At 41.8% G+C, this 24,614-nt stretch carries 23 protein-coding genes; 9 read left to right on the top strand and 14 right to left on the bottom strand.

What is annotated here, in order from left to right; all coding sequences use genetic code 11:
* Positions 1–92: 92 nt before the first annotated feature.
* The 7 genes from trmB to rph form a co-directional block, all read right to left on the bottom strand.
* Positions 93–761, bottom strand: coding sequence for a tRNA (guanine(46)-N(7))-methyltransferase TrmB (gene trmB / locus CWB72_RS06335; RefSeq protein WP_130255470.1), 669 nt, complete (start codon positions 759–761; stop codon positions 93–95).
* On the bottom strand, positions 761–1,534 hold the full coding sequence (locus tag CWB72_RS06330) for an ABC transporter permease (protein ID WP_138477977.1): 774 nt from the start codon (positions 1,532–1,534) through the stop codon (positions 761–763). Before CWB72_RS06330 ends, trmB begins: the two co-directional genes overlap by 1 nt.
* Positions 1,531–2,451, bottom strand: coding sequence for an ABC transporter ATP-binding protein (locus CWB72_RS06325; protein ID WP_138630022.1), 921 nt, complete (start codon positions 2,449–2,451; stop codon positions 1,531–1,533). The genes CWB72_RS06330 and CWB72_RS06325 overlap by 4 nt, the downstream gene beginning before the upstream one ends.
* 1 nt (position 2,452) lies before the next feature.
* Positions 2,453–3,076: a flavin prenyltransferase UbiX gene (locus tag CWB72_RS06320; RefSeq protein ID WP_138630020.1), complete on the bottom strand. Its 624-nt coding sequence runs from the start codon at positions 3,074–3,076 to the stop codon at positions 2,453–2,455.
* A gap of 30 nt (positions 3,077–3,106) precedes the next feature.
* Complete coding sequence (gene mpl / locus CWB72_RS06315; RefSeq protein ID WP_138630019.1) at positions 3,107–4,474, bottom strand: UDP-N-acetylmuramate:L-alanyl-gamma-D-glutamyl-meso-diaminopimelate ligase; 1,368 nt, start codon at positions 4,472–4,474, stop codon at positions 3,107–3,109.
* 361 nt (positions 4,475–4,835) lie between these two features.
* Positions 4,836–5,477 (bottom strand): orotate phosphoribosyltransferase, encoded by a 642-nt coding sequence (gene pyrE / locus CWB72_RS06310; RefSeq protein ID WP_138477972.1) that lies wholly within the window; start codon positions 5,475–5,477, stop codon positions 4,836–4,838.
* Between the two features lie 21 nt (positions 5,478–5,498).
* Positions 5,499–6,212 carry a ribonuclease PH gene (rph, locus tag CWB72_RS06305; protein ID WP_058031002.1) on the bottom strand — a complete coding sequence of 238 codons (714 nt, stop codon included), beginning with the start codon at positions 6,210–6,212 and terminating at the stop codon, positions 5,499–5,501.
* A gap of 202 nt (positions 6,213–6,414) precedes the next feature.
* Between rph and CWB72_RS06300 the strand changes: the two genes are divergently transcribed.
* Positions 6,415–7,290, top strand: coding sequence for a YicC/YloC family endoribonuclease (locus CWB72_RS06300; RefSeq protein WP_138630017.1), 876 nt, complete (start codon positions 6,415–6,417; stop codon positions 7,288–7,290).
* A gap of 127 nt (positions 7,291–7,417) precedes the next feature.
* On the opposite strand, the gene CWB72_RS06295 is transcribed toward CWB72_RS06300, so the two are convergent.
* Positions 7,418–7,735, bottom strand: coding sequence for a hypothetical protein (locus CWB72_RS06295; RefSeq protein WP_058031004.1), 318 nt, complete (start codon positions 7,733–7,735; stop codon positions 7,418–7,420).
* Between the two features lie 106 nt (positions 7,736–7,841).
* Complete coding sequence (locus tag CWB72_RS06290; RefSeq protein WP_138630015.1) at positions 7,842–8,621, bottom strand: DUF2306 domain-containing protein; 780 nt, start codon at positions 8,619–8,621, stop codon at positions 7,842–7,844.
* Positions 8,622–8,798: 177 nt separating this feature from the next.
* On the opposite strand from CWB72_RS06290, the gene CWB72_RS06285 reads away from it, so the two are divergent.
* Positions 8,799–9,866 (top strand): hypothetical protein, encoded by a 1,068-nt coding sequence (locus tag CWB72_RS06285; RefSeq protein ID WP_138630013.1) that lies wholly within the window; start codon positions 8,799–8,801, stop codon positions 9,864–9,866.
* Positions 9,863–10,036: a helix-turn-helix domain-containing protein gene (locus CWB72_RS21105; protein ID WP_138630011.1), complete on the top strand. Its 174-nt coding sequence runs from the start codon at positions 9,863–9,865 to the stop codon at positions 10,034–10,036. Before CWB72_RS06285 ends, CWB72_RS21105 begins: the two co-directional genes overlap by 4 nt.
* 43 nt (positions 10,037–10,079) lie before the next feature.
* Here CWB72_RS21105 and CWB72_RS06275 read toward each other — a convergent pair whose 3' ends face one another.
* Positions 10,080–10,478 carry a hypothetical protein gene (locus tag CWB72_RS06275; RefSeq protein WP_138567835.1) on the bottom strand — a complete coding sequence of 133 codons (399 nt, stop codon included), beginning with the start codon at positions 10,476–10,478 and terminating at the stop codon, positions 10,080–10,082.
* A 127-nt stretch (positions 10,479–10,605) separates the two neighbouring features.
* Here CWB72_RS06275 and CWB72_RS06270 point away from each other — a divergent pair, with 127 nt between their 5' ends.
* The 6 genes from CWB72_RS06270 to CWB72_RS06245 all read left to right on the top strand — a co-directional run bounded on the left by CWB72_RS06270 (position 10,606) and on the right by CWB72_RS06245 (position 17,874).
* Entirely contained in the window at positions 10,606–11,259 is a 654-nt protein-coding gene (locus tag CWB72_RS06270) for a hypothetical protein (protein WP_130255457.1), read from the top strand.
* Positions 11,260–11,748: 489 nt separating this feature from the next.
* On the top strand, positions 11,749–12,585 hold the full coding sequence (locus tag CWB72_RS06265; RefSeq protein WP_130255456.1) for an alpha/beta hydrolase: 837 nt from the start codon (positions 11,749–11,751) through the stop codon (positions 12,583–12,585).
* A 40-nt stretch (positions 12,586–12,625) separates the two neighbouring features.
* Positions 12,626–14,119, top strand: coding sequence for a flavin monoamine oxidase family protein (locus CWB72_RS06260; RefSeq protein WP_138630009.1), 1,494 nt, complete (start codon positions 12,626–12,628; stop codon positions 14,117–14,119).
* A 57-nt stretch (positions 14,120–14,176) separates the two neighbouring features.
* On the top strand, positions 14,177–15,871 hold the full coding sequence (locus CWB72_RS06255; protein WP_138630007.1) for a thiamine pyrophosphate-binding protein: 1,695 nt from the start codon (positions 14,177–14,179) through the stop codon (positions 15,869–15,871).
* A 54-nt stretch (positions 15,872–15,925) separates the two neighbouring features.
* On the top strand, positions 15,926–16,852 hold the full coding sequence (locus CWB72_RS06250) for a hypothetical protein (protein ID WP_138630005.1): 927 nt from the start codon (positions 15,926–15,928) through the stop codon (positions 16,850–16,852).
* A gap of 5 nt (positions 16,853–16,857) precedes the next feature.
* Positions 16,858–17,874, top strand: a complete 1,017-nt coding sequence (locus CWB72_RS06245) for a hypothetical protein (protein ID WP_138630003.1) — start codon at positions 16,858–16,860, stop codon at positions 17,872–17,874.
* 385 nt (positions 17,875–18,259) lie between these two features.
* On the opposite strand, the gene CWB72_RS06240 is transcribed toward CWB72_RS06245, so the two are convergent.
* The 4 genes from CWB72_RS06240 to prlC all read right to left on the bottom strand — a co-directional run bounded on the left by CWB72_RS06240 (position 18,260) and on the right by prlC (position 24,514).
* Entirely contained in the window at positions 18,260–20,185 is a 1,926-nt protein-coding gene (locus tag CWB72_RS06240; protein WP_138630001.1) for a methyl-accepting chemotaxis protein, read from the bottom strand.
* A 131-nt stretch (positions 20,186–20,316) separates the two neighbouring features.
* The gene (locus tag CWB72_RS06235; protein WP_138567828.1) at positions 20,317–21,096 is read right to left on the bottom strand and encodes a class I SAM-dependent methyltransferase; all 780 of its coding nucleotides are present in this window, start codon (positions 21,094–21,096) and stop codon (positions 20,317–20,319) included.
* Between the two features lie 92 nt (positions 21,097–21,188).
* Positions 21,189–22,349 (bottom strand): response regulator, encoded by a 1,161-nt coding sequence (locus CWB72_RS06230; RefSeq protein ID WP_138567827.1) that lies wholly within the window; start codon positions 22,347–22,349, stop codon positions 21,189–21,191.
* A gap of 128 nt (positions 22,350–22,477) precedes the next feature.
* Positions 22,478–24,514, bottom strand: a complete 2,037-nt coding sequence (gene prlC / locus CWB72_RS06225; RefSeq protein ID WP_138629999.1) for an oligopeptidase A — start codon at positions 24,512–24,514, stop codon at positions 22,478–22,480.
* Positions 24,515–24,614: the final 100 nt, after the last annotated feature.

The following is a 24,614-nucleotide window of genomic DNA, read 5'->3' as shown; positions in this document are numbered from 1 at the left end:
ACCAAGCGAGTGCTTAAGAACACTTTAATACTAAACAACAAAAAAGGGCTGCTAAGCCCTTTTTTGTTGTTTAGTATTCGCTGAAAAGTGGCTTAACTTAAGCTAATTTTCAAACGCGTACTCGATTGCCCACTTGCCCAATATTTACGCTCAAACGGCGTGATAGCTGTGTCACTCTCGTAAGCTTCAACCGCAACTGGGTGGCCTGATAGCTCAAGTGCTCGTGCAAACTCTTTAACGTAAATATCCCAATTAGAGCGTACTTCTAATATACCACCTAATTTCACAATAAATGGGAAGACGGGGGCACCATGCCAACGTCTGCCAATGTGCTTGGCTTTTGGCCAAGGATTTGGATATAACAAAAAGTGATGAGTTGGCTGCCAGTCCGCCTCTAGCGCAAGACGCCAGAAGTCATTTAGGTCAGCTTGAACTAAAATATACTGTCCAGCTTCTGTTTGCTTATATTCCACATCATGTTTGTCTAAACGATGCGATGATTTATCGATACCAATAACCAAAGCATCAGGGTGTAATTTAGCTAAATTAGCAGTGCTTTCACCTACCCCACAGCATGAATCTAAAATCAAAGGGCCGTTAAAAGCCTTTACCCTTTCATTGACTTCATCAAACGCTTTTTGCGTATGTTCAGCAATGGGCTTTTTAAACTCTGCGGCTAAATGCTTTTGAACTATTTCATCAAGCTTTTCATGTAAACCAGGTTGGTTTGAAACTATGCTTCTCGAATTTGCTTCACTCATCAGTGACGTAACCCTATTCCACGGCGAATTAATGTCAGTGCCGTAATAAATAAACCAGTAATTAGCACTAATAATACCGCAAACGAGGTGTAAATGCTGACATCTGACACACCTAAAAAGCCAAATCTAAATGCGTTCACCATATAAATGATCGGATTTGCTTGCGACACACCTTGCCAAAACTCAGGCAACAGCGTGATAGAGTAGAATACCCCACCTAAGTATGTCAGTGGCGTCAGAACAAATGTTGGTATAATACTGATGTCATCAAAGCTGTTTGCATACACAGCGTTGATAAGGCCACCTAACGCAAAAACCGCCGATGTCAGTACCACAGTGGCGATGATCACAAACACATTATGAATTTGAATATCAACAAAAAACAAAGACACAATTGTGACGATTAAACCTACTAGCATGCCGCGGGCCATACCGCCGCCCATGTAACCAAGTACAATAATATAATTTGGCACTGGTGCCACTAGCAGTTCTTCAATGCTCTTTTGGAATTTAGTTGAATAGAAGCTTGATGCAACATTTGAATAGGAGTTGGTGATCACCGACATCATGATCAGACCCGGTACAATAAACTCCATATAGCTAAAGCCGCCCATCTCGCCAATACGAGAGCCGATTAAACTACCGAAGATCACAAAATACAGCGTCATAGTGATTGCAGGTGGCACTAAGGTTTGCACCCAAATACGTAAAAAGCGGATGCACTCTTTGATCCAAATACTTTTTAACGCGACTGAATAACGACTTAAACTCATGCTTCACGCCCCTGCTCTAGTAAACTTACAAATAATTCTTCTAATCGGTTAGCTTTATTTCGCATACTCAGCACAGTATTACCTTGCGCTGATAACTGTGAAAACACCTCGTTTAACCCTTGAGATTTTGCCACTTCAACCTCTAATGTGTGGTCATCAGTCATAACGAACTCATAACCCTCTAAGGTAACTGGGTTCACAGGTGACTGTAAGTCGAGCACAAAGGTTTCTTTGTCTAACTTAGCAAGTAAAGCTTTGATTGTGGTGTTTTCAACAATCGTACCTTGGTCGATGATGGCGATGTTTTTACACAGTAACTCCGCCTCTTCAAGGTAGTGAGTTGTCAAAATAATCGTCACTCCTTGCTCGTTGATTTCACGTAAGAAATCCCACATTGAGCGACGTAGTTCAATGTCTACACCTGCGGTTGGTTCATCTAAAATAAGCAACTTAGGTTCATGCATTAACGCACGTGCGATCATTAGGCGGCGTTTCATACCTCCCGAAAGCGTGCGCGCTTGCTTGTCTTTTTTATCGAACAGACCCAGCTTTTTTAAATATTTCTCGGCACGCTCATGGGCAAGTTTACGTGGCACACCATAGTAACCCGCTTGGTTCACTAAAATTTGGTTCAGAGTTTCGAATTGAGAAAAGTTAAACTCTTGCGGCACAAGACCAAGTTCTTGTTTCGCATCTTCTAACTTTGTATCAATTGAGTGACTAAAGACTTCAACTGTGCCTGCGGTTTTATTTACCAATGATGAGATGACGCCAATGGTGGTTGATTTACCTGCACCATTAGGGCCAAGCAGCGCAAAAAAATCGCCCTGCTCTACTTGCAAGTCGATGCCTTTTACCGCCTTGACGCCATTTTTATAGACTTTGCGTAAGCCTTGAATATTTAATGCGATGGTCATGTTATTTGTGGTCTCCATAACCCCAACGTTTAGTGAGTGTATGTTCGATATTAAGGTGGTCTAAAATTCGCGCCACCATAAAGTCGACAAGGTCGTCGATCGATTCAGGCTTATTATAAAAACCCGGAGCCGCAGGCATGATGGTCACGCCCATCTGACTCAGTTTGTGCATGTTCTCTAAGTGAATTGAGCTAAATGGCGTTTCGCGAGGCACTAAAATCAGTTGTCCACGCTCTTTAATCACTACATCAGCTGCTCGTTCTAATAGGTTATCCGATGCGCCCACCGCAATCGCCGATACAGAACCTGCGCTACACGGGCAAACCACCATTTTTTTCGGTGCCGCCGAACCAGAAGCCACTGGGCTAAACCAGTTGTCTTTACCAAATACTTTTACTTGCTCAGGTCCAGCTTTTACTAGCTCACTTAACTGCTCAGTGCATTTTTGCTCATTGCCCGACAACTTTATATTTGATTCGGTATCAAGCACCACGCGCGCTGCGCTCGAAATAAGTACATAGACTTGATAATTCATTGCCACCAGCACTTCGAGTAGACGAAGACCATAAGGTGCGCCCGATGCGCCACTAAAAGCCAGTGTAATGGCCTCTTTATACTGTTTCATTTTTAAACCTTTAAGCTCGACGTTGGCAACCTAGCTAAGTTTAGCCTGCAACGCTGCCAATAATTTTTGATGGATACCCGCAAAACCACCATTACTCATGATAAGAATATGCTGACCTGCCTGTCCGTTTGCACACACCTTCTCAATAATAGACTCAATCGTGCTATCGCACTCTCGCCCTGCTTCTTGAGCCAGGGCCTTTAATGACCAATCTAACCCTTCAGGTTCGAATAAATACGCTTTATCAGCTTGTTCAAGTGACGCCAACAAGGTTTGTTTGTGTACGCCCATTTTCATGGTGTTAGAACGAGGCTCTAAAATAGCAACGACCTCATCACTGCCTACTTTGGCTTTTAAGCCTGCCAAAGTGGTTTTAATTGCCGTTGGGTGATGTGCAAAGTCGTCGTAAATACGAATGCCTGCTACTTCACCGATCAACTCCATACGGCGTTTTGGTGATATAAACTCAGCTAGGGCATCAATTGATACATCTACTGGAATACCCACATGACGTGCTGCGGCAATGGTCATCATGGCATTTTTCACATTGTGCTCACCAATTGCATCCCACTTCACAACCCCTTGTACTTCACCGTGTAAAAGCACTTCAAATTGCGAGCCGTCAGCTGAGAGTAAGTGATAATCCCAATCACCTTTTAAAGTTTCTTGTTCACTCCAAAAGCCGCGCTCAACCACCTCTTGTAAAGGTGTATCATCCGCCGGATAAATGGCTTTGCCTTTACCCGGTAAAGTGCGAATAAGATGATGGAACTGCGTTTGAATGGCGTTTAGATCCGCAAAGATATCCGCATGATCAAACTCTAGATTGTTCATGATCAGCGTACGCGGCAGGTAATGCACAAACTTACTACGTTTATCGAAAAAGGCCGTGTCGTATTCGTCTGCTTCAATCACAAAAAAAGGCATATCGCTAACGCGTGCCGACACCCCAAAATTTTGTACTATGCCGCCGATTAAAAAGCCAGGGCGCAAACCTGCGTATTCTAACACCCAGGCCAACATACTCGCCGTCGTGGTTTTACCATGCGTGCCCGCCACTGCTAGCACCCAACTATCACGCAATAAATGATTCTTTAGCCACTCAGGGCCTGAAGTGTAATTTAAGCCTTGCTCTAACACATACTCAACGCATGCATTACCACGGCTCATGGCATTACCAATCACCACCATATCAGGCGCAGGGTCTAGCTGCTTAGGGTCGTAACCTTGAGTGAGCTCAATACCTAACTCTTCAAGCTGAGTACTCATAGGTGGATAAACGTTTTGGTCTGAGCCTGTCACTTTATAACCCAAAGACTGAGCAATGGCCGCAATGCCGCCCATAAATGTGCCGCAAATACCTAAAATATGAATGTGTTTATTATTGTTGTTGCTCATAAACCAAGACCTTGGGTGAAGAATATATGGTTTGCCATATTAACGGAAATCACCATTATTGTGCGAATTAATTACAGAAACAGGTGTTATATCAATACTGATTAAATATGGGCTGAATATATAAAAAAAATGCCAGTCTTAGACTGGCATCTTCTATCTTATATTTGTACCTGCTTTTGCAGCTAGGGATTGTGCATGTATGAAGCCAACACTCGCACTTCGTAAAAGTAACGAGTAACCCCTATAGATCTCGCTGTGTACGAAGGCGGCAATCGAATGAGTGCCATGAGCATAGTTTTACTATGTGATTGGCCGCAGTGAGAGCAGCCAACGCATGTACGCAGCGAAAGATGACGGGGTTTTAAACGCCGTACTGGTCGCGGTAGGCCTTAACCGCTTCTAAATGTTCGCCCATTGAGCCTTGCTCTTCTAGGTAGGTAATTAGATCAGCAAGTTTCACGATTGATACCACTTGTGTACCAAAGTCGCGCTCAACTTCTTGAATTGCAGATAATTCAGCTTTACCTTTTTCCTGACGGTCTAGGGCAATTAAAACACCTGAAAGATCAGCACCTGCCGCAGCAATGATTTCCATTGATTCACGAATTGCAGTACCCGCTGTGATCACGTCATCAACTAACATGATACGACCTTCAAGTGGAGAACCTACTAAGCTACCGCCTTCACCGTGGGTTTTTGCTTCTTTACGGTTAAAACAATACGGTACGTCTTTGTTGTAGTGATCAGCCAGTGCAACTGCAGTCGTTGTTGCAATTGGAATACCTTTGTACGCAGGGCCAAATAGTAAATCGTACTCAATGCCTGCATCTTCTAGTGCTGCTGCATAAAAACGACCTAAACGTGCCAAGTCACGACCTGTGTTGAACAAACCCGCGTTAAAGAAATAAGGGCTAGTACGGCCAGATTTTAAAGTGAACTCACCAAACTTTAATACCTGCTTCTCTAGAGCAAATTCAATAAACTCTTTTTGATATGCTTTCATGTCAACTTAACCCTACTTAAATTATGCCAATGCTTGTTTTTGAATATCGATGATTTCGCGAATTGAATGCTTCGCCAAACCTAACAGCTCATCTAATTCTTCAAATGAGAACGGTTCGCCCTCAGCAGTGCCTTGTACTTCAATCAGCTTGCCTGTTTCTGTCATGATCACATTCATGTCAGTTTCAGCTTCTGAATCTTCTAGGTATTCAAGATCAGAAATCGCTTGGCCTTTGTAAACACCCACAGAAATTGCTGCAATCATAAACTTCAGAGGGTTATTGTTGATCATGCCTTTCGCACGCATGTTAGTTAGTGCATCAACCAATGCCACACACGCACCGCTGATAGACGCCGTACGCGTACCACCGTCAGCCTGAAGTACATCACAATCAATTGTAATGGTGTTTTCGCCAAGCGCTTTTAAATCAACCGCTGCACGAAGCGCGCGCGCGATTAAGCGTTGAATTTCCATTGTACGGCCGCCTTGCTTGCCTTTTGCAGCTTCGCGGTTATTACGCGTATGAGTAGAACGTGGCAACATACCGTATTCAGCTGTGATCCAACCTTTACCTTGGCCTTTCATAAAGCGAGGTACACCGGCTTCAACCGTTGCTGTACAAAGTACTTTTGTGTTTCCGAACTCAACCAGCACAGAGCCTTCAGCGTGCATAGTATAGTTACGGGTAAAGGTCACAGGCCTAATTTGATTTGCTGTTCTTTCACTTGGACGCATCCACGTTCCCCTATATTCAAAATTTTCAATATTATAAAGGGTCATGCGTTATCTTGCCACGGACATTTGTGTTAATTCGGGCTATAACTTACTCTCAACAAAAATGATGATTTTGTGACTGGGCAGAAATTGCACTTCAAACTGGCCTGCCCTGTAGCTATAATGCCATCGGTTTTAATTTTATGATTTTAGGAATCTTTACATGATCCACAGTATGACCGCCTACGCACGCCGAGAAGTTAAAGGTGAATGGGGCACAGGGGTTTGGGAAATCCGCTCAGTTAATCAGCGTTACCTAGAAACCTTTATCCGAGCACCTGAACAATTTCGCGGTATGGAGCCGGTAATACGCGAACGCCTTCGCAAGCACCTACAACGTGGCAAGGTTGAAGTATTCTTAAAGTTTGCAGCCAACCCAGCCCATGTTGGCGAATTGTCTATCAACGAGACTCTGGCACAACAGTTAATTAAAAGTGCCCAGTGGGTTCAGTCACAGAGCAATGGCGACCAAGCGGTAAGCACCATCAACCCAGTTGATATTTTACGTTGGCCGGGCGTGATGGAAGCCGAAGAAATCGATTTAGACGCAGTAAACAGCGAGCTACTTGCTGGTTTTGATTTACTGGTTGAAGATTTCAAAGCGGCGCGTGCAAGTGAAGGTGAAAACCTTGAAGCCATGATCACGACACGTCTCGATGCCATCATCGAGCAAGTAGCGATTGTTGAAGGTCATATGCCAGAAGTGGCTAAATGGCAGCGCGACAAGCTAACTAGCCGTTTAGATGAACTTAAAACAGACATCGACGAAGGCCGCCTTGAGCAAGAACTTATTTACCTTGCGCAAAAACAAGACGTCGCTGAAGAGCTAGACCGTTTGAAGTCTCACGTTAAAGAAACAAATAAAATCTTAAAGAAAGGTGGCGCATGTGGCCGTCGCTTAGACTTTATGATGCAAGAGTTTAACCGTGAATCAAACACCCTAGCGTCAAAGTCAATCAACACAGAGATCACCAATGCAGCGGTTGAGTTAAAGGTATTGATTGAACAGATGCGCGAGCAGATCCAGAATATTGAATAAGGCTGTAATACTTTCAGCATATTACATAAAAGCCCAGATTATCTGGGCTTTTTTAGTCTACTTCAGTTATAAATTAGTACTAATCGAATAAAACTCGTTTTAAATTCTAAAATCTGGATTCTAGAATTTAATTTACGATGTCAATTAAAGTACTAAAACCAGTGTCTAAATCGTGACACTTAGTTGACCTCAACTCACCATTATCGATCTTAAAACGCACCGTCTCTTTATTTGCCATTGCAATATATGCTCGGCCTAGTAACTCATAACGGCGAGAGTGGTTTGCCTTTAATTTTGCGGTATCTTCATATTCAAACCAAATCCACACATCATTGTTTGGTTGAACTGTAATTGAGTCAATTTTATCTTCGCAAGTGACTACTTTTGCTTGTACAGAAGTTATAGAAACCAAGCATAGCGCCAAAGTTAATGCTAGTTTTTTCATTGCTTTTATCCTTAAATTAAAAAAACATGCTGAAAATTAGCGCTGAATATACTCAATAACTTTAGTGACAAAATAACTAAAAATTTATTAAATAATATTCGCAGTTTTACTTAAGCTGAGTGACATGTTTCATATTTCTTATAGATAAATTAAAGCGCTTTTTAGCCATACACACCTCTACCACCAGCACATTTAAAACTAACCCAATTAAACGGTCGTAGTCGTGTAAAACACTCATTGCTAGCTCTCCCATCGGGCTCGTAATATTAATAAACAAACTTAGAATCACTTCTAAAAATAGCGGTGTAACCACAGCTAAAGTCACTGCGACGGCGCGCGTCACCCATAACTTGTGGGCGACGATGTTTTTCTTCATCGCAAAAGCAATGGCGATGCTGAAACTGACACAAATAGCGATAGCGACAATCACCAAGGAGATAAAGCGCGCACCTAAGTCTGTTGGTGAAAATACTAGGTGCATCCACACGCCAGATATTGCCATTAAGCACGCAGACACAACGGCAAAGCGCCCCATTAGTCTGTGCATCTTAGGTCGAGTTATGCGTAATCGAGTTGAGAACTGAGTGGGTAATGAAAAGAAGAAAACAATACCGCTTACACCATGCACCAAAATTGCAGCTGGGAGTTCAAAATAACGGGCATTAATCAAACTTGATGCCTCAACGATTGCATCTGGGCCGAGTAAGACCAGTGCGACAATAAAAATTGCAGGTATAGCGGGCAGGCCAATTAAGAAGAATAACAGGCTGACTACTTTCCAATTGCTTGGACTTTTTTTGTGATTACTTGATGATGACGCGGCCACACAGTTTGGGTCTACTAGCTGTGAGTCTCTTTGATTTTTATTTGCAGTGATTAAGTTCATAACATTGCCTTGTTTCTCGTTGTGCTTGAGGCAATCTTGTAATATCAATGCTAATGTGTCGTTCTAGCCTATTGATTAAGACTTTGTCGCAGACCTTAATCTAAATAGGCATGAGAAATAGAACACCATGAAAAAAACTAACCAACTGTAAAGTAAGGATAAAAAAGGATTACTTATATGCCAGCCGCTGAATTAAATTTACTGGCAATTAATATTGCGACTTTGAGCGTATTATTCTTTAGCGCTAACTTACTGGTTGTTCGAGCCGACAAAAACCATACTTATTTTCCGCTGGCTTTGAGTTTTATTGGTATCGCGATTGTCATTTCACAGCCAAGCCTCAAAGTACTCGCACCCGCTTTACAGCTTTCAACCTTAACGCTGGCATTACCCGCTTTATTAATTATCGCGCCCTGCTTTTGGCTATATGTAAAAGGCTTAACACACAGTGCGCCTTGGCGATTTAAAAAAGCCGATGCGCGGCATTTGGCTCTACCAGGGCTTGGGTTATTGATTAGCTTTATCACCTTTTTGTTACCCGCAGATATTCATTACAACCTGCTTGGCAAAGGCGACACAGCGATACTCGAACAGACATCGGCACTGTTTAGAAACTTTATCTATGGATTACTAATTATTACTTTTGTGCTGGTGTTGGGCTGGATTGCACAATCAGCGTTCTACTTGATTAAAATCGTCAAGCGATTACAACGCTACAGAACTCAATTAAAGCAGGTATTTGCTTCAACTGAAGCCAAAGAGATCAGATGGTTAAGTGGTTTACTGCTGTTTGTAGGCGTTGCTTGGGCTATCGCTGCAATCAATTTATTACTCGATAATTTGTTTATCGCCAGTGAATATACACAAGATATTTTTCAGTTTGTTTTGCTCATTACAGTTTGCTTTGTCGCCACTTGGGGATTAAGACAAAAACCAGGCTTTGAAGAGCTATTTTCTACCGAGTCGGTCGATGTTGAATATCAAGCGTCTTTAGCTATGGATAATAACAGCAGCCAAGTTGAAAAGTCTGAAAATACTTCCTCCCAAAAATACAAACGCTCAGCTCTCACTGCGGAAATGGCAAAAAGTATTGCGAAGAAAATTGAAGTAGTAATGACCTCAGAGCACCTTTATTTAGATGCTAACCTCTCTTTACCAAAACTTGCCAAACACATTCATACGTCGCCTAATTATATTTCGCAAACGCTAAATGAAACCTTAGCGACTAACTTTTTGATTATGTGAATCATAAACGTATTTTGGCAGCAAAGAAGCTACTGATAGAGTCAGAGCTAACAGTTTTAGATATTGCCATGCAGGTGGGCTTTAACTCTAAATCAGCGTTTTATAGTGCATTCAAAAAACATACTCAGTTAACTCCCAGCAGTTATAAAAAGCAAAATTTAAATCAATAGTAGAAGATTACATTGCAATTAGAGCAAGCAAAGTTAAAGCAGACTAAGTAATAACCCATTCTAACCAATTATGTAGAGGCGTTTTTATTGTTTTAACATTGTCGCTGTTTTGTTGTTGTTGAGCGTCTCTTAATGCTTGGCTTAGCTCTAAGTACTCAGATTTGGCACTCAATAAACGTGCTTTTAGCACATTAACTTGGTCTGTCTCTTGAGTGCATCTGTTTTTCATTATCTCCATCAAAGATGCTTCATTAATCTCAGCCTTTGCCAACGCTCTTTTAATATAAGCTTGCCACTCATCTTTATAACTGCTCTCTAAGCGCTCTGGGAAAAGGTATAAGTCCATCATATCTTGATGAAGGTTTACGACATCACCTTTGTTATCAAATGCAATTCTAAGAAGTAGTAAGCTTTCAATTGAGAGCGTATTTAAGTAATTCATAACAGCACCTCTTTTTTAAACTCAATATAAATAGAGCTGGGTATTAGATCACTTCTAAAATTATTTACTCAGACTAATCTAACTAACATTGAGATGCGTAATAAAAATATTTCAGCGATAAACCGATATGTTTTTAAAGAAAATAAAACAAGCTTTAAAGATAGATAAACCCAATGAAACAATACCTGAAAAGCCACAAACTATTTCTTTATGGGAAGACACAGGTAAAGTTTTTTACATAGAAAATACCCTCAAGCTGACATATGAATCTAATAGTGGTTCTATCACACTTGAAAAGTTATCAATGCAAGCACTGCCTGATCTAATAAATAACATTTCACTCTTGCCAGAAAACTCTCCTCTTGCCATCAAGAACACTGCGAATCAAAAATCAGCATTCAATATCAGCCTATGCGGGGTCACTTGGCAAAAAAATGCAAATGCGACCAGAATAAAGGCTATACCTGATGCTGCATTATTGAGAAGCCAAACAGCCTGCTTTTCAAAATCACAGGCAATCTTTCGCCATGCTACATTGCTAGAACATGATGACTTACTCACCTCCTCTTTAATACAACCGAAAGCTGGACAATTTATTTATAACAGAATCACAGTTGAGCAATTTACCCAACAGATAAAAATAGCCAACAAGCGCATTTCTGAAGACCTGAGAAAGAAAGTGCTTATCAACCAAGATAATTTCGATAGTCCTTTTACAGAGCATGAATCAGAAGAAATAGAACGTTTAATTGATATCAACTTACAAAAGAAGATAACTTAGTAAAAATGTTTAAGGTTTAAAAAGATAATGAATAGAATAATTAAAAAAATTATAAAAAAAACTATTTAACTCCCATCAACAGTGCCCAATAAGAAAACTCGTTAAGACTGCATATTTCAATAGTGGGAGAAAGATAAAGATTAATTTGACAGATAATAAATAATCATAACTGTGCACTTACTCTCGCAATATTTACATTATTGCAGGCCTTTTTGAGTAAAAATAAGACAGTCCATTTAACTACAAGAAACAATAATTATTTTTATTCGACAAAAGTATAATACCTTCACTTCATACGGTCATAGAATAGTTAACCTGCTGTTTAGCATAAAAATTCTCAACTCTTTCGGCAGACCTAAATCATTTTTGAATTTTTTCGATTAACGCAGTTAAAAAGCAAAAATCCCTATTTTCTATACTGTTATTTTTCGTATTTTTTATTGCTAAGATGCCTGCGTTTTTTACTTACAGAATTAGGAAGGACTTAGGATGAAGTTAAAAAATACCTTTATCGCTTTTTGTGCCACAGCCAGTTTAGTGGCCTGTAATAGTATTTCGTCAAACTCAACACCGCTTTCTGCAGCCGCTCTAAGCGCTGAGCAAGCAGCTACCACAGTGGTATTTATTCATGGCGCGCATTTGCGAGGCTCTGCTTGGCAGCCTGTTGCAACTGAACTGGAAAGTGCACAAATTGCATCACATATTCTAGATTTACCCGGACGTGATAATACTGTTACGCCATCAAGCATTACCTTAAATCACGCGGCAAAGGCACTGTGTGAGCGAACTAATGCACTACCCCAGCCTCAGGTTTGGGTTATGCACAGTCAAGGTGGCGCGGTTGCTCACGAAGCGCTCGCATCATGCAATAAGGCTGAGATCAGTAACTTAATCTATGTCAGTGCCGTCGCGCCTATCGAGGGAGCGAAACCTTTTGCACTGCTAAACAAAGACGATGAAGACAACTATTTCAAAGGGGTCACCTATAAAGACGGTTGGATGAAAATCACCAACCAAGCTGAATATGTTGCGTCATTTACAAACACCCAATCTCACTCTCTTAAGGCAAAAGTTTGGTCACAGTCTGTCGATGAACCTGCTGTCACGGGCGAAGGCAAAGTGTACTTAAACAAAACTAAGTTAGACGCAATTCCAAAAGCCTATGTATTTGCGAAAGAAGATAAAATCATCTCTTATGCGACACAACAAAAGATTGCTCAATCTATAGGTGCGACAAAAACCTACAGTATTACGTCTGGTCATTTGCCTATGATCACGCAACCTGTGGCTTTGGCAGATGCAATTAAATCAGCGTTAACACTTTAATTTTTAAATAAACTCAATCAATCGTTAAAAGGACTTTTTAATGATGAATAATACTCTTGCCCATAGTGGCAAGCCTATGGCGCTATTGAAAAGTGTCAGGGCACTTGCTGCCCAAAGTTTACCGAAAACGCCGTCTGTTACTATTGTTGGAGGTGGTATTGCGGGATTAACCAGCGCCTACGAGTTAGTAAGACTCGGTGCAAAAGTGACCATCATTGAGGCTGATCCTGGCCATATCGGTGGTCGCGTTAGAACCTTACGAGAATCTGATACGCTTTATGCCGAATTAGGCGCAATGCGTATTCCAACACATCATCAGCTATCACGTCATTACATCGCTGAAATGGGCTTAAAGCTAAGACCATTTGTACAGGATAATGCCAGAGCCCACGCGATGATCCGTGGCCAAAAAGTCGCTCGGAGCGCTGAAGGTTTTGAACGCTTAAAACAGGCCTTCGATCTGACCCCTAAAGAGCGCAACATGAGCGTAGATGATATGTGGGATCTTGCCGTCACTGAAGTACTCAATTCTTTATCGGATAAAGAAAAGCAGTCTCTATATGACAAAGAGTTAAGTACTGACAGACTGAAAACACTCGATGCTATGTCGCTAAAAGATGCCTTTAAACAAGCGGGATTAAGCTCAGAGGCCCTGGAGTATGTTTCGTCAATTTATGGGGTTTCGACCTTACTACATACTGCTTTTTCAGAGCACTTACGCGAGCAACTTGAGCGAGTTTGGTTTGAAGGCTTTGACGAAATCGTCGGCGGTACAGATATACTCCCACAACGTCTTTATCAAAAGATCTCGGGTAAGGTTAATTTTCTGGCGGGTGCCAAAGTCGTCGATATTAACAATCAAACCGATAAGGTATCTGTGTGTTACCAGTCGAGAGATAGAAACAAACACACCATAGAGTCTGATTATGCTATTTGTACACTGCCTTTTGGCGTATTAGGCAAAATCGACTTTCATAACAGCATAAACCCAAAGAAAGCGCGTGCATTTGCACAAGTGCACTATGATTCAGCCACTAAAGTATTGATCAGAACAAAAAATCGTTTTTGGGAGCTTAAAGAAGGGATCTATGGTGGTAGCACCATCTATGATGTCGGCCTAGGACACACTTGGTATCCAGCCGATAACGCCATCGCCAAAGATACTTCGGTATCAAACTCGGCAAGTTACCTACTCGCCTCTTATACCTGGGGGCAACACGCTCGCCGTGTTGATACGCTCAATAACTTCGAGCTTAAAGAGCTGATTTACACCGAGCTGAAAAAAGTACACCCCTATATCACACGAGATGACATTTTAAGTGTCTTGCGATGGAGCTGGAGTAACCATACTCACTCAGCGGGTGCCTATGCCTTTTTCAACCCCAGAGATCATCAAGATTATTATGCACTCATGCGTGAACCTGAACAGCGCTTATGCTTCGCGGGTGAGCATTGCTCTGTCTATCACTCTTGGATCCAAGGCGCGTTAGTCTCAGCGCTTGAGGCCGTGCAATACATTCACAAACACGCTTAAATTTTTTACCAATTAAAGTAGTAAGCCAAAGATAAGTTTTGGTAATAAGGAAATATCATGTCTTATACAATCGCTGAGTTTATTACACTCAGACTTAAACAATTAGGGTGTCACCATGTTTTTGGTGTGCCGGGTACATCATGTTCAGATTTTATCGACAGCTTAGTTGCCGATCCTGACATGCACTTCATCAATACCGTTAATGAACTAGAAGCAGGTTATGCCGCCGACGGATATGGCCGACAAGGCGCCTTAGGTGCTGTTTCAGTTGCGTATGGGGTTGGTACGTTAAGTATGGCCAACGGCATTGCCAGTGCATTAACAGAGCGCGTGCCTCTGGCGGTTATCAACGGCGGTCCAACCGATAAAGACCTAAGCCTTGAGGCCGAATACGATGTGTTATTCTCGCACTCAACGGGGTTTGGTAAAACCGATTTACACGTGTTCAAAGAGCTGACGCTCGCCGCAGAAGAGATCCGTGAATTAGACGGTGCTGCAGATAGAATAGATGCTTTGCTGATCACTGCGTTAGAGCAATCTGGTCCAGTCTATATCGAGATCCCTCAAGATTTGTGGAAAAAGCCGATTGGTCACTTCTCTGCGAACTTAAGCTATTCAGCAAAACGCCACACTGCAGGTAAACAACAGTTTGTCCGAGCCCTCGAAGACAGACTAGCGAATGCCCAAAAGCCTGTGGTGTTATTGGGTGCTGAACTAGTTAGATTTGGTCTAATTGATGAGGCAATGCAATTTGTTGAATCTCAGGGACTGCCTTTCTATACCACCTTGCTGTCTAAGTCTTTAGTAAGTGAATCACACCCTCTGTTTTGCGGTGTGTATGACAGTGATTTAGCTCCTTCAACCATAACACAGGGTGTTGAATCATCTGACTGTGTGATTGCACTTGGTTGCTTGTTTGGCATTGATCACCGTTATATGGTTATCTCACTGAAAGAGAAGCTGATCCGTGTGGCATTTAATAAAGCCATGGTAGGCAGTCATGTATTGCCAAAACTCTCTTTGGGCGCAGCAATAGAAGCCATCAATATGTTGCCACCCCTTAACTCACAAGGTAACACCGTACCCAGTGTCGCCGGATTAAGTTATCAGCAACGCCGCGAACAATGGCAAAGCAAATTTGCCAGCGATCCATATTCAGGCACTTTGGGGCATGATGGAATTTTTGCTGCCATCGGGGATTTCTTAAATACCACCCATTCGCCTTATTACATTAGTTTAGATACTTGTTTGGCAAGCTTCCCGGGCGCGGATATACCTGTGACCGATACACAGTGCTTCTTAGCTAACCCGATTTGGCTTTCAATTGGTCAGGGCACTCCCGCCGCCATTGGTAGTTATTTTGCAACGGGTAAACGACCGCTTATTGTGACTGGTGACGGTGGATTCCAAATGGTGTCACAGGCATTCTCATCCTTTGTACAAAACAATATCCCAGCCATTATTGTCATTGTTGATAATGGCTCATATGCGATAGAGCAGTTCTTAATTGACGGTTCGTTCTTTATTGAGCCTGGTAAAGCACCGTTAGATTACGTGATGCTCAATGGTTGGAAGTACGAAAATATGCCCCATGTATACAACGGTGGCATTGGCCTTCGAGTAAATACCTATGAAGATCTACTTGGTGCACTGCAACATGCGCATGCCCGCGATGATCAACCTTGTGTGATTGCAGCGCAGATCCCAATGAAAGATCTCCCAGCTGAAAACCGTGCCTTTTTAGGTATTTAATCAAAACCGGCCGGTAAAACATCATACCGGCCACGTTAACACAAGGGTAAAAGGATGACATTGTCGCGACGCGCTTTTTTAAAAAGCGGTTTTGCTGCTGCCGGATTAACCAGTCTTGATGCGTTTGCTTCGCCTTGGATAAGAGCCTTGCTCAATGAATCAAATAGCTACCATGCGTTGTATTTAAATAAGTATTTATTTAATGATTTTACTGCGTTATTAGCAAAGCAACTGCACTTATATCAAGATGCTGAAATACACACTCAAGCATTAAAGTGTGCGGCAAACATGCAAGATGAAGCGCTGATATACCAGCGTTTGTCGGCTATTCTAGCCAGCAGTAACCTCAATATACAGTTGCTTAATATGCATCGTTTGCAAGATCAGCAAGTGCGCTTCAGCCAATATTTAACGGAATTAATCCAGCATCAACGTTTCTCTGGGTATATCAGCTTTGGCCTGCCCAATAGTGAGTTTGATCCCATCAACTACCAGCCATTTTTTAATGGTACAACTTATACCATGACGCACGCCTTAAGCGAGCAATATACACCATTGCCACGAGCAGATTTCACTGGAGTGATTCATCCAACAGAGCTATTCACTCAAGCAAATCATATAAATACACCTAAGGCTGAATTAGCAGCCATTTATAATGGCCCTCACAGCTATTCAAGCAATGAGTTTACTCACATGATGCTCAATATAAAGCAGCACATGCCCTCCGGTGGCAAACTCATAATGCCGATATTCGACGTGCAACACACCGCACAAAAACATCTGGTCTCGGTATTTAATGACTGGCAAAACTTGCTACATGGTCGCTCATGGCAGAGCGCGCAAACGCATAGAAATAGACTGCAATCTTTAGATGCATGGCATAGAGAAATGGCGGTCTATGGCTACAAAGTGCATAAGGTTATTCCGCTCGAAGAAAGCACTATGCTGCCGGAATATCTCAGTATTTACGAAAAGGTTTAAATATTATGGAACCATCAAATAACAAAGGACTATCAAGACGTGCTTTCTTAAAAGGCACCGGTGCAGGAATGGGATTGTTAGCCAGCAGTATGCCCAGCTTTGCACTCGACAACGTGTTTAACAATCACAATGGCGGGGTTGCCACCGCACAATTAAAAAATGCAGGGCTATTGGAGCAAGCACAAACCAATATGCTCTTCAACCAGTTAACGGATGCACTTAATTTCAAACAATCTGAAACAGATAAAGTACTCATTATCTTAGGGCAAGTGAGCGAAAAAGCATTCCCCTATAGTGTTGATCATAAATTAGTAAGCGCTTGTTTGACACGCTTACAATCAAAAGGCATCAACAGAAATCATATTACTATTGCCTATTTTGCGCCAGAGGGGCTAGCGAGTAATTCACCATTGCTTAAAGCGATTGCAGACCCTCAAACAGATAAGCAGTTTCATAAGGCGCAACTTGTGAATGTTGCTAATAATAGTAACTGGTCGACTCTGACTATGCCCAAAGCGTTACCAGATGTGAAAGTACTGGCGCAGGCAAGGCAAGCCGATCATATTCTATTTTTAGATCAGCTTACTGATAAAGAAGGATTGATACATTCCCCGCAAAATGGATTAGCTAACGTTTTATTTGAAGCACAGTCTTTAGAGAAATATCGTAATCGGCTTGATGACTTATTTGCGATGCGCGACATACAAGAAACCATCTCAAATAAGGTACGTTTACTCGCTTACAATGCCTCTCGATTTATTGCGCATTCTCCGGAATCAGGTGTACACATGCATCATGTTCATCCGGGTATGCTGGCTATCTCAAATGATATTACAAGCCATCAATTATTCGCTGAAAACTACTTGCATAGTGTATTGAATAACACGCCTAAACTCAGACATAGCGCGCAAACGCTTAATTGGTTTCAATCTGGCGTGAGTCGTGACCCTATGACCATTGAGCAAATAGAAAAGACCATGCAAAAATCTGGAGTGATGCTGAATAAAGTGCAGTTAGTCTAGGTCGTCATTTATGGCGACAGAATTTTTTTGCTCTGAGCCACTTTTATCGAGCTAAAGCCACGACCTCTAGATCAAATTAATATGTACCATGTAGGTCGTCATTTATGGCGACAAGGGTTTTGCTCTGAACTGATTTTGTCGGGCTAAAGCCACGACCTACAGATCAAATTAATATGTACCATGTAGGTCGTCATTTATGGCGACAGAATTTTTTGCTCTGAGCAGCTTTTGTCGGACTAAAGCCACGACCTACAGGTCAAATTAATATGTACATGTAGGTCGTCATTTATGGCGACAAGGGTTTTGCTCTGAGCTGCTTTTGTCGGACTAAAGCCCTGACCTACCACACAGCCAGATTGTAGGCGCGATTTTATATCGCGCTTTTTTATGACAAACCGAGACTTTGCCTCACTTGTAGCATTTGCTGCTGTAACTTCGACTGGATCTCACTCACTTGCTGGCTAGAACTATTTACTTGATCTTTCATACTTAACATAGCTTGACTGAAATCATCCACCAAACCACTTTGCTGTTGAGCAAGTTCCATGGCATGACTTGCAACTTGATTCGCTGTCTGAGCACTTTCTGCAACCCCTTCAGAATTACGTTTTAACTCTTGCGCATGTTCAGTCTGCGCTTGCGCATCTTGTGATAACGCGCCCATTTGTTCAGATACTTTCTTAGAGTTTTCACCCAAGGTGTTTAACTGCTGATGAATGTCAGACAATGAATCTTGCGTTTGTTGCGCAAGCTTTCTCACTTCATCGGCAACAACGGCAAACCCACGGCCATGCTCACCCGCTCGCGCCGACTCTATGGCTGCATTTAGTGCTAATAAATTAGTTTGCTCCGCAATGGTACGGATCATTTCAACCACTGTGCCTACGTCTGAAACACCCTTTAATAATTCATTTAAGCTATCTTGCCCTTGCTCTACACGCTGCTCTGTTGAAGAGCTCGCTTCAAGCATGGCATCGGCAAATTGCACACTGTGTGACATGGCTTCAAAGGTACTATTGGCATTATCAGATACCTGGGTGTTAATATCGTTGGCTTGCTCGCCCAAATCTCTAATATTGTGTAGTAATCCCTGAGTTTGCTCGACTTGATTATAAGTGTTCTCAGATTGCTGACTGATCTGTGACAGGCTTTCGCTCATCTGGGCCATAAACTCATTTACTAATGTCAGCATTTCTTGGCGCTCTTGCGCTTCTAGTTGTTGGCGCTGAATGAGCTGATTAAAGTAACCGGCTATCTCACCCACTTCCGTATCAGGGTTTTTACTATGAATTTGCTTCATTTCATTCGAGTTAATTAAATCAGCAAAACCATCTCTGAGTTGTCTTAGAGGATTAAGCACTTGGCTTAACTGAACGAAATAAACGCCTGCTGCCAACAAGATTAATAAACCAATGGCCACACTGAATAACAACAAAACTTGCATTTTCAATTCATCTTGGCTGGCTCTTAGATCATTTTCAGCCGATAGCACAATATCAATGATGGTTTGAATATCGGCACGAAGTGCTTTTATACCAACTTGGCGAGAATGTGATTGCGCAAAAGTATTTTGCACGTCTTTACCAAAACGATTCGCCCAACTTGAAAGCTCTGATTTGATTTCATCAGCTAAGTCTTCTGCTTCTTCGCCAAAAAACAATGCATCTTCATCGACTTCGCTCATAACCCCTAAGTTATCTAAGCGGTCAATTTTATTGGCAACCGTCTGCAAGGTTGTAATAGTATTTTGTAAACTCGTTTGTGTATTTGCATCAGGATTGATTGATAAGTGATAAGTAAAAATACTCAGTTGGTTTACTGCTTGAAAATAGTCAGACGCTAACGCGTAATATTGTTTTTTGACAGGGCTGTCATTGGCTTTCGACGCATAACTTATTAAAGAAGAAGCTGAACCACTCATTTGTCTTAACGCATTATCTAATAGCGCCATTTCGTTACCAGATAATTTACCTATCGCACGATACTTTCCGTTAATATCAGCATCCAATGCATCCAGCTTATTGCTCATCGTCGCAGCAAGTTCATCAGGTAATTGACCGATGTATGCTTGTTTAAGTTTTTTGATAATGTCTGAAGATTCAGTTAAATACTGACTGTCACCACTACTAAGATAACCTTCGACACTACCCGAGAGTTCCACCAGTACGGTGTTTTTAAGTTGGTTATATCCGGCATTCTGCTGGTCTAAGTTATTTAATAAATTTGACGCCCAAAACAATACACCAGCTAAAAATAAACTTGCTGAAGTAAGCAAAACTGCTAACCATCTAGTAAAAACAGAAACACGCATACAACCCCCTTGGTCCCTAAATTCGGCGCTAGCGTATTAAACTTTTATGACAGTTTGATGTAACTTGCTCACTCAAAATGCAATTTGAGTTAAAAACATACTTTCTACCTATTTTAAGGTCAACATCTACTTTATTTCATCGCAGCTTTAACATAGACATCGAAACGGTTTTTCTTGGTGGTGATTTGCATACTCGGCTTTTGCTCGTCAAGGAAGGGCGCGTAGTCAGGACGTTTTACTGCAACGCGTTTACTCGCCAATTGCATTGCAAAGGATAATAAAGCATCTGCATCATGATCGTCTCCCACTAAAGATTGGAACACGCGCATTTCTTTTTTCACCAGTGCCGACTTTTCACGATGTGGAAACATAGGGTCAAGATACACCACATCTGGTTCAACCTCAGTACTATTCAAAAGGTCGTGACTAGAACCAAACGCCATACCCACTTGCGCCTTCATCCACTCACCTATTTCAGTATCTTGATAAGCACGCTGAAGGCCATCATAGAGTAATGCAGCAACCACAGGATGACGCTCATGCATGGTTACTTTGCAACCGAGAGCTGCTAATACAAAGGCATCTCGACCTAAACCTGCAGTGGCATCAAGTACATGCGGTGTCGCACCTTTATTTAAACCCACTGCTTTTGCGATTGCCTGACCCTTGCCACCGCCGAATTTACGGCGATGTGCACTCGCTCCAGTAACAAAGTCGACTCTGATTGCACCTAGCTTTGGTTCATCACTTTTAAATAGTTGTAGTCCATGCTCATCAAACTGTAACTTAAATAAGGCTTTATTTGGCACATCGTCGCCATTACACTGCTCTGCCCATTTGGCCAATTCAAAGCGTTTTTCTATTTCATCAAGGTAAGGGCGATTTTCAGGATAGGGGGTGTGGATTAGCAAGGGCAAACTCCTTATAAAACAGCTTGCCCATTATAACGTCGAAACGCTTATTTATACCAATCCTCAATAATACTTAATTAAGAGAATAGAAGTTAAAACAGCTCAATATCATCTTGAGAGGGTACTTGGTCTTCACTCCAAGGCTGACTAAGCTTATTAAGACTCATATGCAATGCTTCACGAGTATCAGTGATAATCGACAGCTTTTGCTTCACTTGTCCTAGCTCTTCATTTAAAAAGCCAAAGTGTTGGTAAAACTCTGATAGTTGCTCAGTATTGGTAATATTAGCTAAACTTTCAGGCCTCTCAGTCGCTTGCTCTATTAGCGATTTTAGATTTTCTGATTGCGAATTATGATGCATATCTAGATATACTAATTGTTGTGCAATGTCATCACACACTTGACCGATAAGCCCAACTTGATTAAGAGCTTGCTCACTATCTTCCATGTCTTGAATTTTAGAATTAGTAGCTTCTAAAATATGAGGCAGTAAATCTTTATAGCGACCATATAACCCGGGATCATCTGTAGGCATATTTTTAATTAACAGAGAAACCTTTGGGTAATTAATAATGGTACGACAACCAAAGTCTACAAAACGATTACCTGTTCGATTTTGTTCTAAAAGCTCTTGCTCGATAGGCTGAATGATCCCTTCGGCTGATTTATAAACTTCGCCTTGTTGGTGCCAAAATGCTACAGCTACCTCAAGTTGCAGTGGGATAAAAAACTCGAAAAAGAATTCAGACAATGTATCGAAATCGTGAGCATGATAAGATTGACCCACATAACGCATAATACGGCCCATATCGCCCGAGTCTGTCATAGCTATCTCAGCCGTTATCTGCGCTTGTTCTATGTCTTTTTTTAAGCGCTGCGATGTTTGACGGTAATCATCAAGTACATTAATTCTAGCGAGTAATTCTTCTCTATTGAAAGGCTTAATAATGTAATCCGATGCGCCAGAATTATAGCCACGCATTCGCTCAGAAATATCTTTACGAGACGACAAAAACATCACAGGTATCTCGAGTGTATCAGGGGATTTTTTTAGTTTTTCGCACACTTCAAAGCCGTTTAAACCAGGCATTTCTACATCAAGTAAAATAATATCGGGATGATACTTAAGGGCTAAACGTAAACCTTCATCACCATTTTTTGCATGTATAAGTTTACAGCTTTGAGCTAACGCATCTTCGATGATTTTATGCACTAATTTGTCGTCATCAATAGCCAGCACTAATCTGCTCATACCATTTCTCTTCATAAATCATATCTTAAATAGCATAGCTGGTGATGACGATTTTGCGAACCCTAAAAAGCATAAAAGCGCCCCTGAACGCTTTTATTTTTTAAACTAAAACACACTCTGTGCATTTATTAGGCAATACCACTATGCCGAAGCAATGCATCTACTTGCGGCTCGCGACCTCTGAAACGTTTAAACAATGTCATCGGGGCTTCTGAGCCGCCTTTTTCCAGTATATTTTGCATAAAGTCTTGTCCAGTCTGCGGGTTAAATACCCCCTCTTCTTCAAAACGAGAAAATGCATCAGCCGATAAAACTTCTGCCCATTTGTAAGAGTAATAACCCGCGCTATAGCCACCTGCAAAAATATGACTAAAGCCATGTTGGAAACGGTTAAACTCAGGGGCTTTTACGACGGCTGTACGTTTACGAACTTCATTTAAAGTAGACTGAATTTGACAACCTTCTTCGGCCTTATAATCAGCATGAATATGGAAGTCGAATAAACTGAACTCTAATTGACGCAGCATCTGCATGGCCGACTGGAAGTTTTTCGCAGCCAATAGTTTATCAAGTAATTCTTTAGGCAGTGGCTCACCGGTTTCAAAGTGACCCGAGATAAAGCTCAGCGCTTCTTCTTCGTAGCACCAGTTTTCCAAAAACTGACTCGGTAGCTCAACTGCATCCCACGCCACACCATTGATACCTGCCACCGCTGAAGCGTCTATTTGCGTCAACATATGGTGAATGCCATGGCCGAACTCATGGAACAATGTGGTAACTTCATTGTGTGTAAAGAGAGCTGGTTTGTCGCCTACCGCTTTATTGAAGTTACACACTAAATACGCCACAGGTGTTTGAAGCTCGCCATTGGCGCGAATTTTACGACCCATACAGTCATCCATCCACGCGCCACCGCGTTTGTGCTCACGCGCATACAAATCTAGATAGAAGTGACCACGAAGTTCATCGTTTTTATCGTGCACAGCAAAAAAACGAACATCTTCATGATAAGTGTCGAAATCTGAAAGCTCTGTTACTTTAATACCAAATAGCTTATTTACTGTGGTGAATAAGCCTTTTAATACAGTATCTGCCGGGAAGTAAGGACGTAACTGCTCGTCTGAAATTGCATATTTAGCTTGCTTTAACTTCTCACCAAAGTAACCGTAATCCCATGCTTGTAAGTCAGTCATTTGATATTCAGACTCAGCAAATGCTTGCAGCTCTTTTAGCTCTTGCTCGGCTTGTGGTTTAGACTTAGCGGCTAAATCATTTAAGAACTCAAAAACCTGCGCTGGGCTTTCAGCCATTTTTGTTGCTAATGATTTATCTGCAAAGCTGTCAAAACCTAGCAACTGTGCTAATTCATGACGTAATTTTAGTTCCTCAGCCATAACCTCCGAGTTATCAAACTCTCCGGCATTTGGGCCTTGCTCAGAAGCGCGTGTACAAAATGCACGATACATTTCTTCACGTAACTCACGGTTATCAGCATAAGTCATTACTGGCAGGTAAGACGGAATATCTAAAGTAAACACCCAGCCTTCAAGTTCTTTGCTTTGCGCTGTATGCGCCGCTAACGCAATTGCCGACTCAGGCAAGCCCGCGAGCTCGCTTTCTTCTGTAATATGTTTTTGCCATGCTTGCGTGGCATCCATCACATTATTACCAAACTTTGCAGCAAGCTCTGATAGGCGTGCTGAAATTTCGCCATAACGCTTTTGCTTGTCGCTATCTAATGCAATGCCCGACAAGGTGAAATCGCGTAATGCATTGTCGATTGAGGTTTGTTGCGCAATGCTCAATGATGCAAATTCTTCTGCGTCTTTTAATGCTTTATAGGCTTCATATAAACCTTGGTGTTGACCCACATAGGTTGAGTATTCTGAAATAAGCGGTAAGCACTCATCATAGGCTTTACGTAAATCTTCAGAGTTAACCACTGAGTGCATGTGTGATACTGGCGACCACATACGAGAAAGCTTATCATCCGCCTCTTCTAGTGGCACCACCAGCCCTTGCCAAGTAAATGCTTGCTTTGCCAATACTTCGTCGATGGTTTTACGACAATGTTCAATTGCTGCTTTAAGAGCTGGCACTACATGCGCTGGCTGAATTGTCGAAAATGGCGGTAAACCTTCAAGGCCGATCAGTGGGTTACTCATATATATTCTTTCCTTTAATCTGTTCTTATAAAATATGCGCTTTCGTCATATATTTACCGTATTAGCATTGAAATTGGGGCAAATGCCGCAATTACAAGTT

Origin of the sequence: Pseudoalteromonas phenolica (assembly GCF_005886345.1) — a bacterium.
GTDB lineage: Bacteria > Pseudomonadota > Gammaproteobacteria > Enterobacterales > Alteromonadaceae > Pseudoalteromonas > Pseudoalteromonas phenolica_A.
This window is presented reverse-complemented; position numbering and strand designations above follow the sequence as displayed.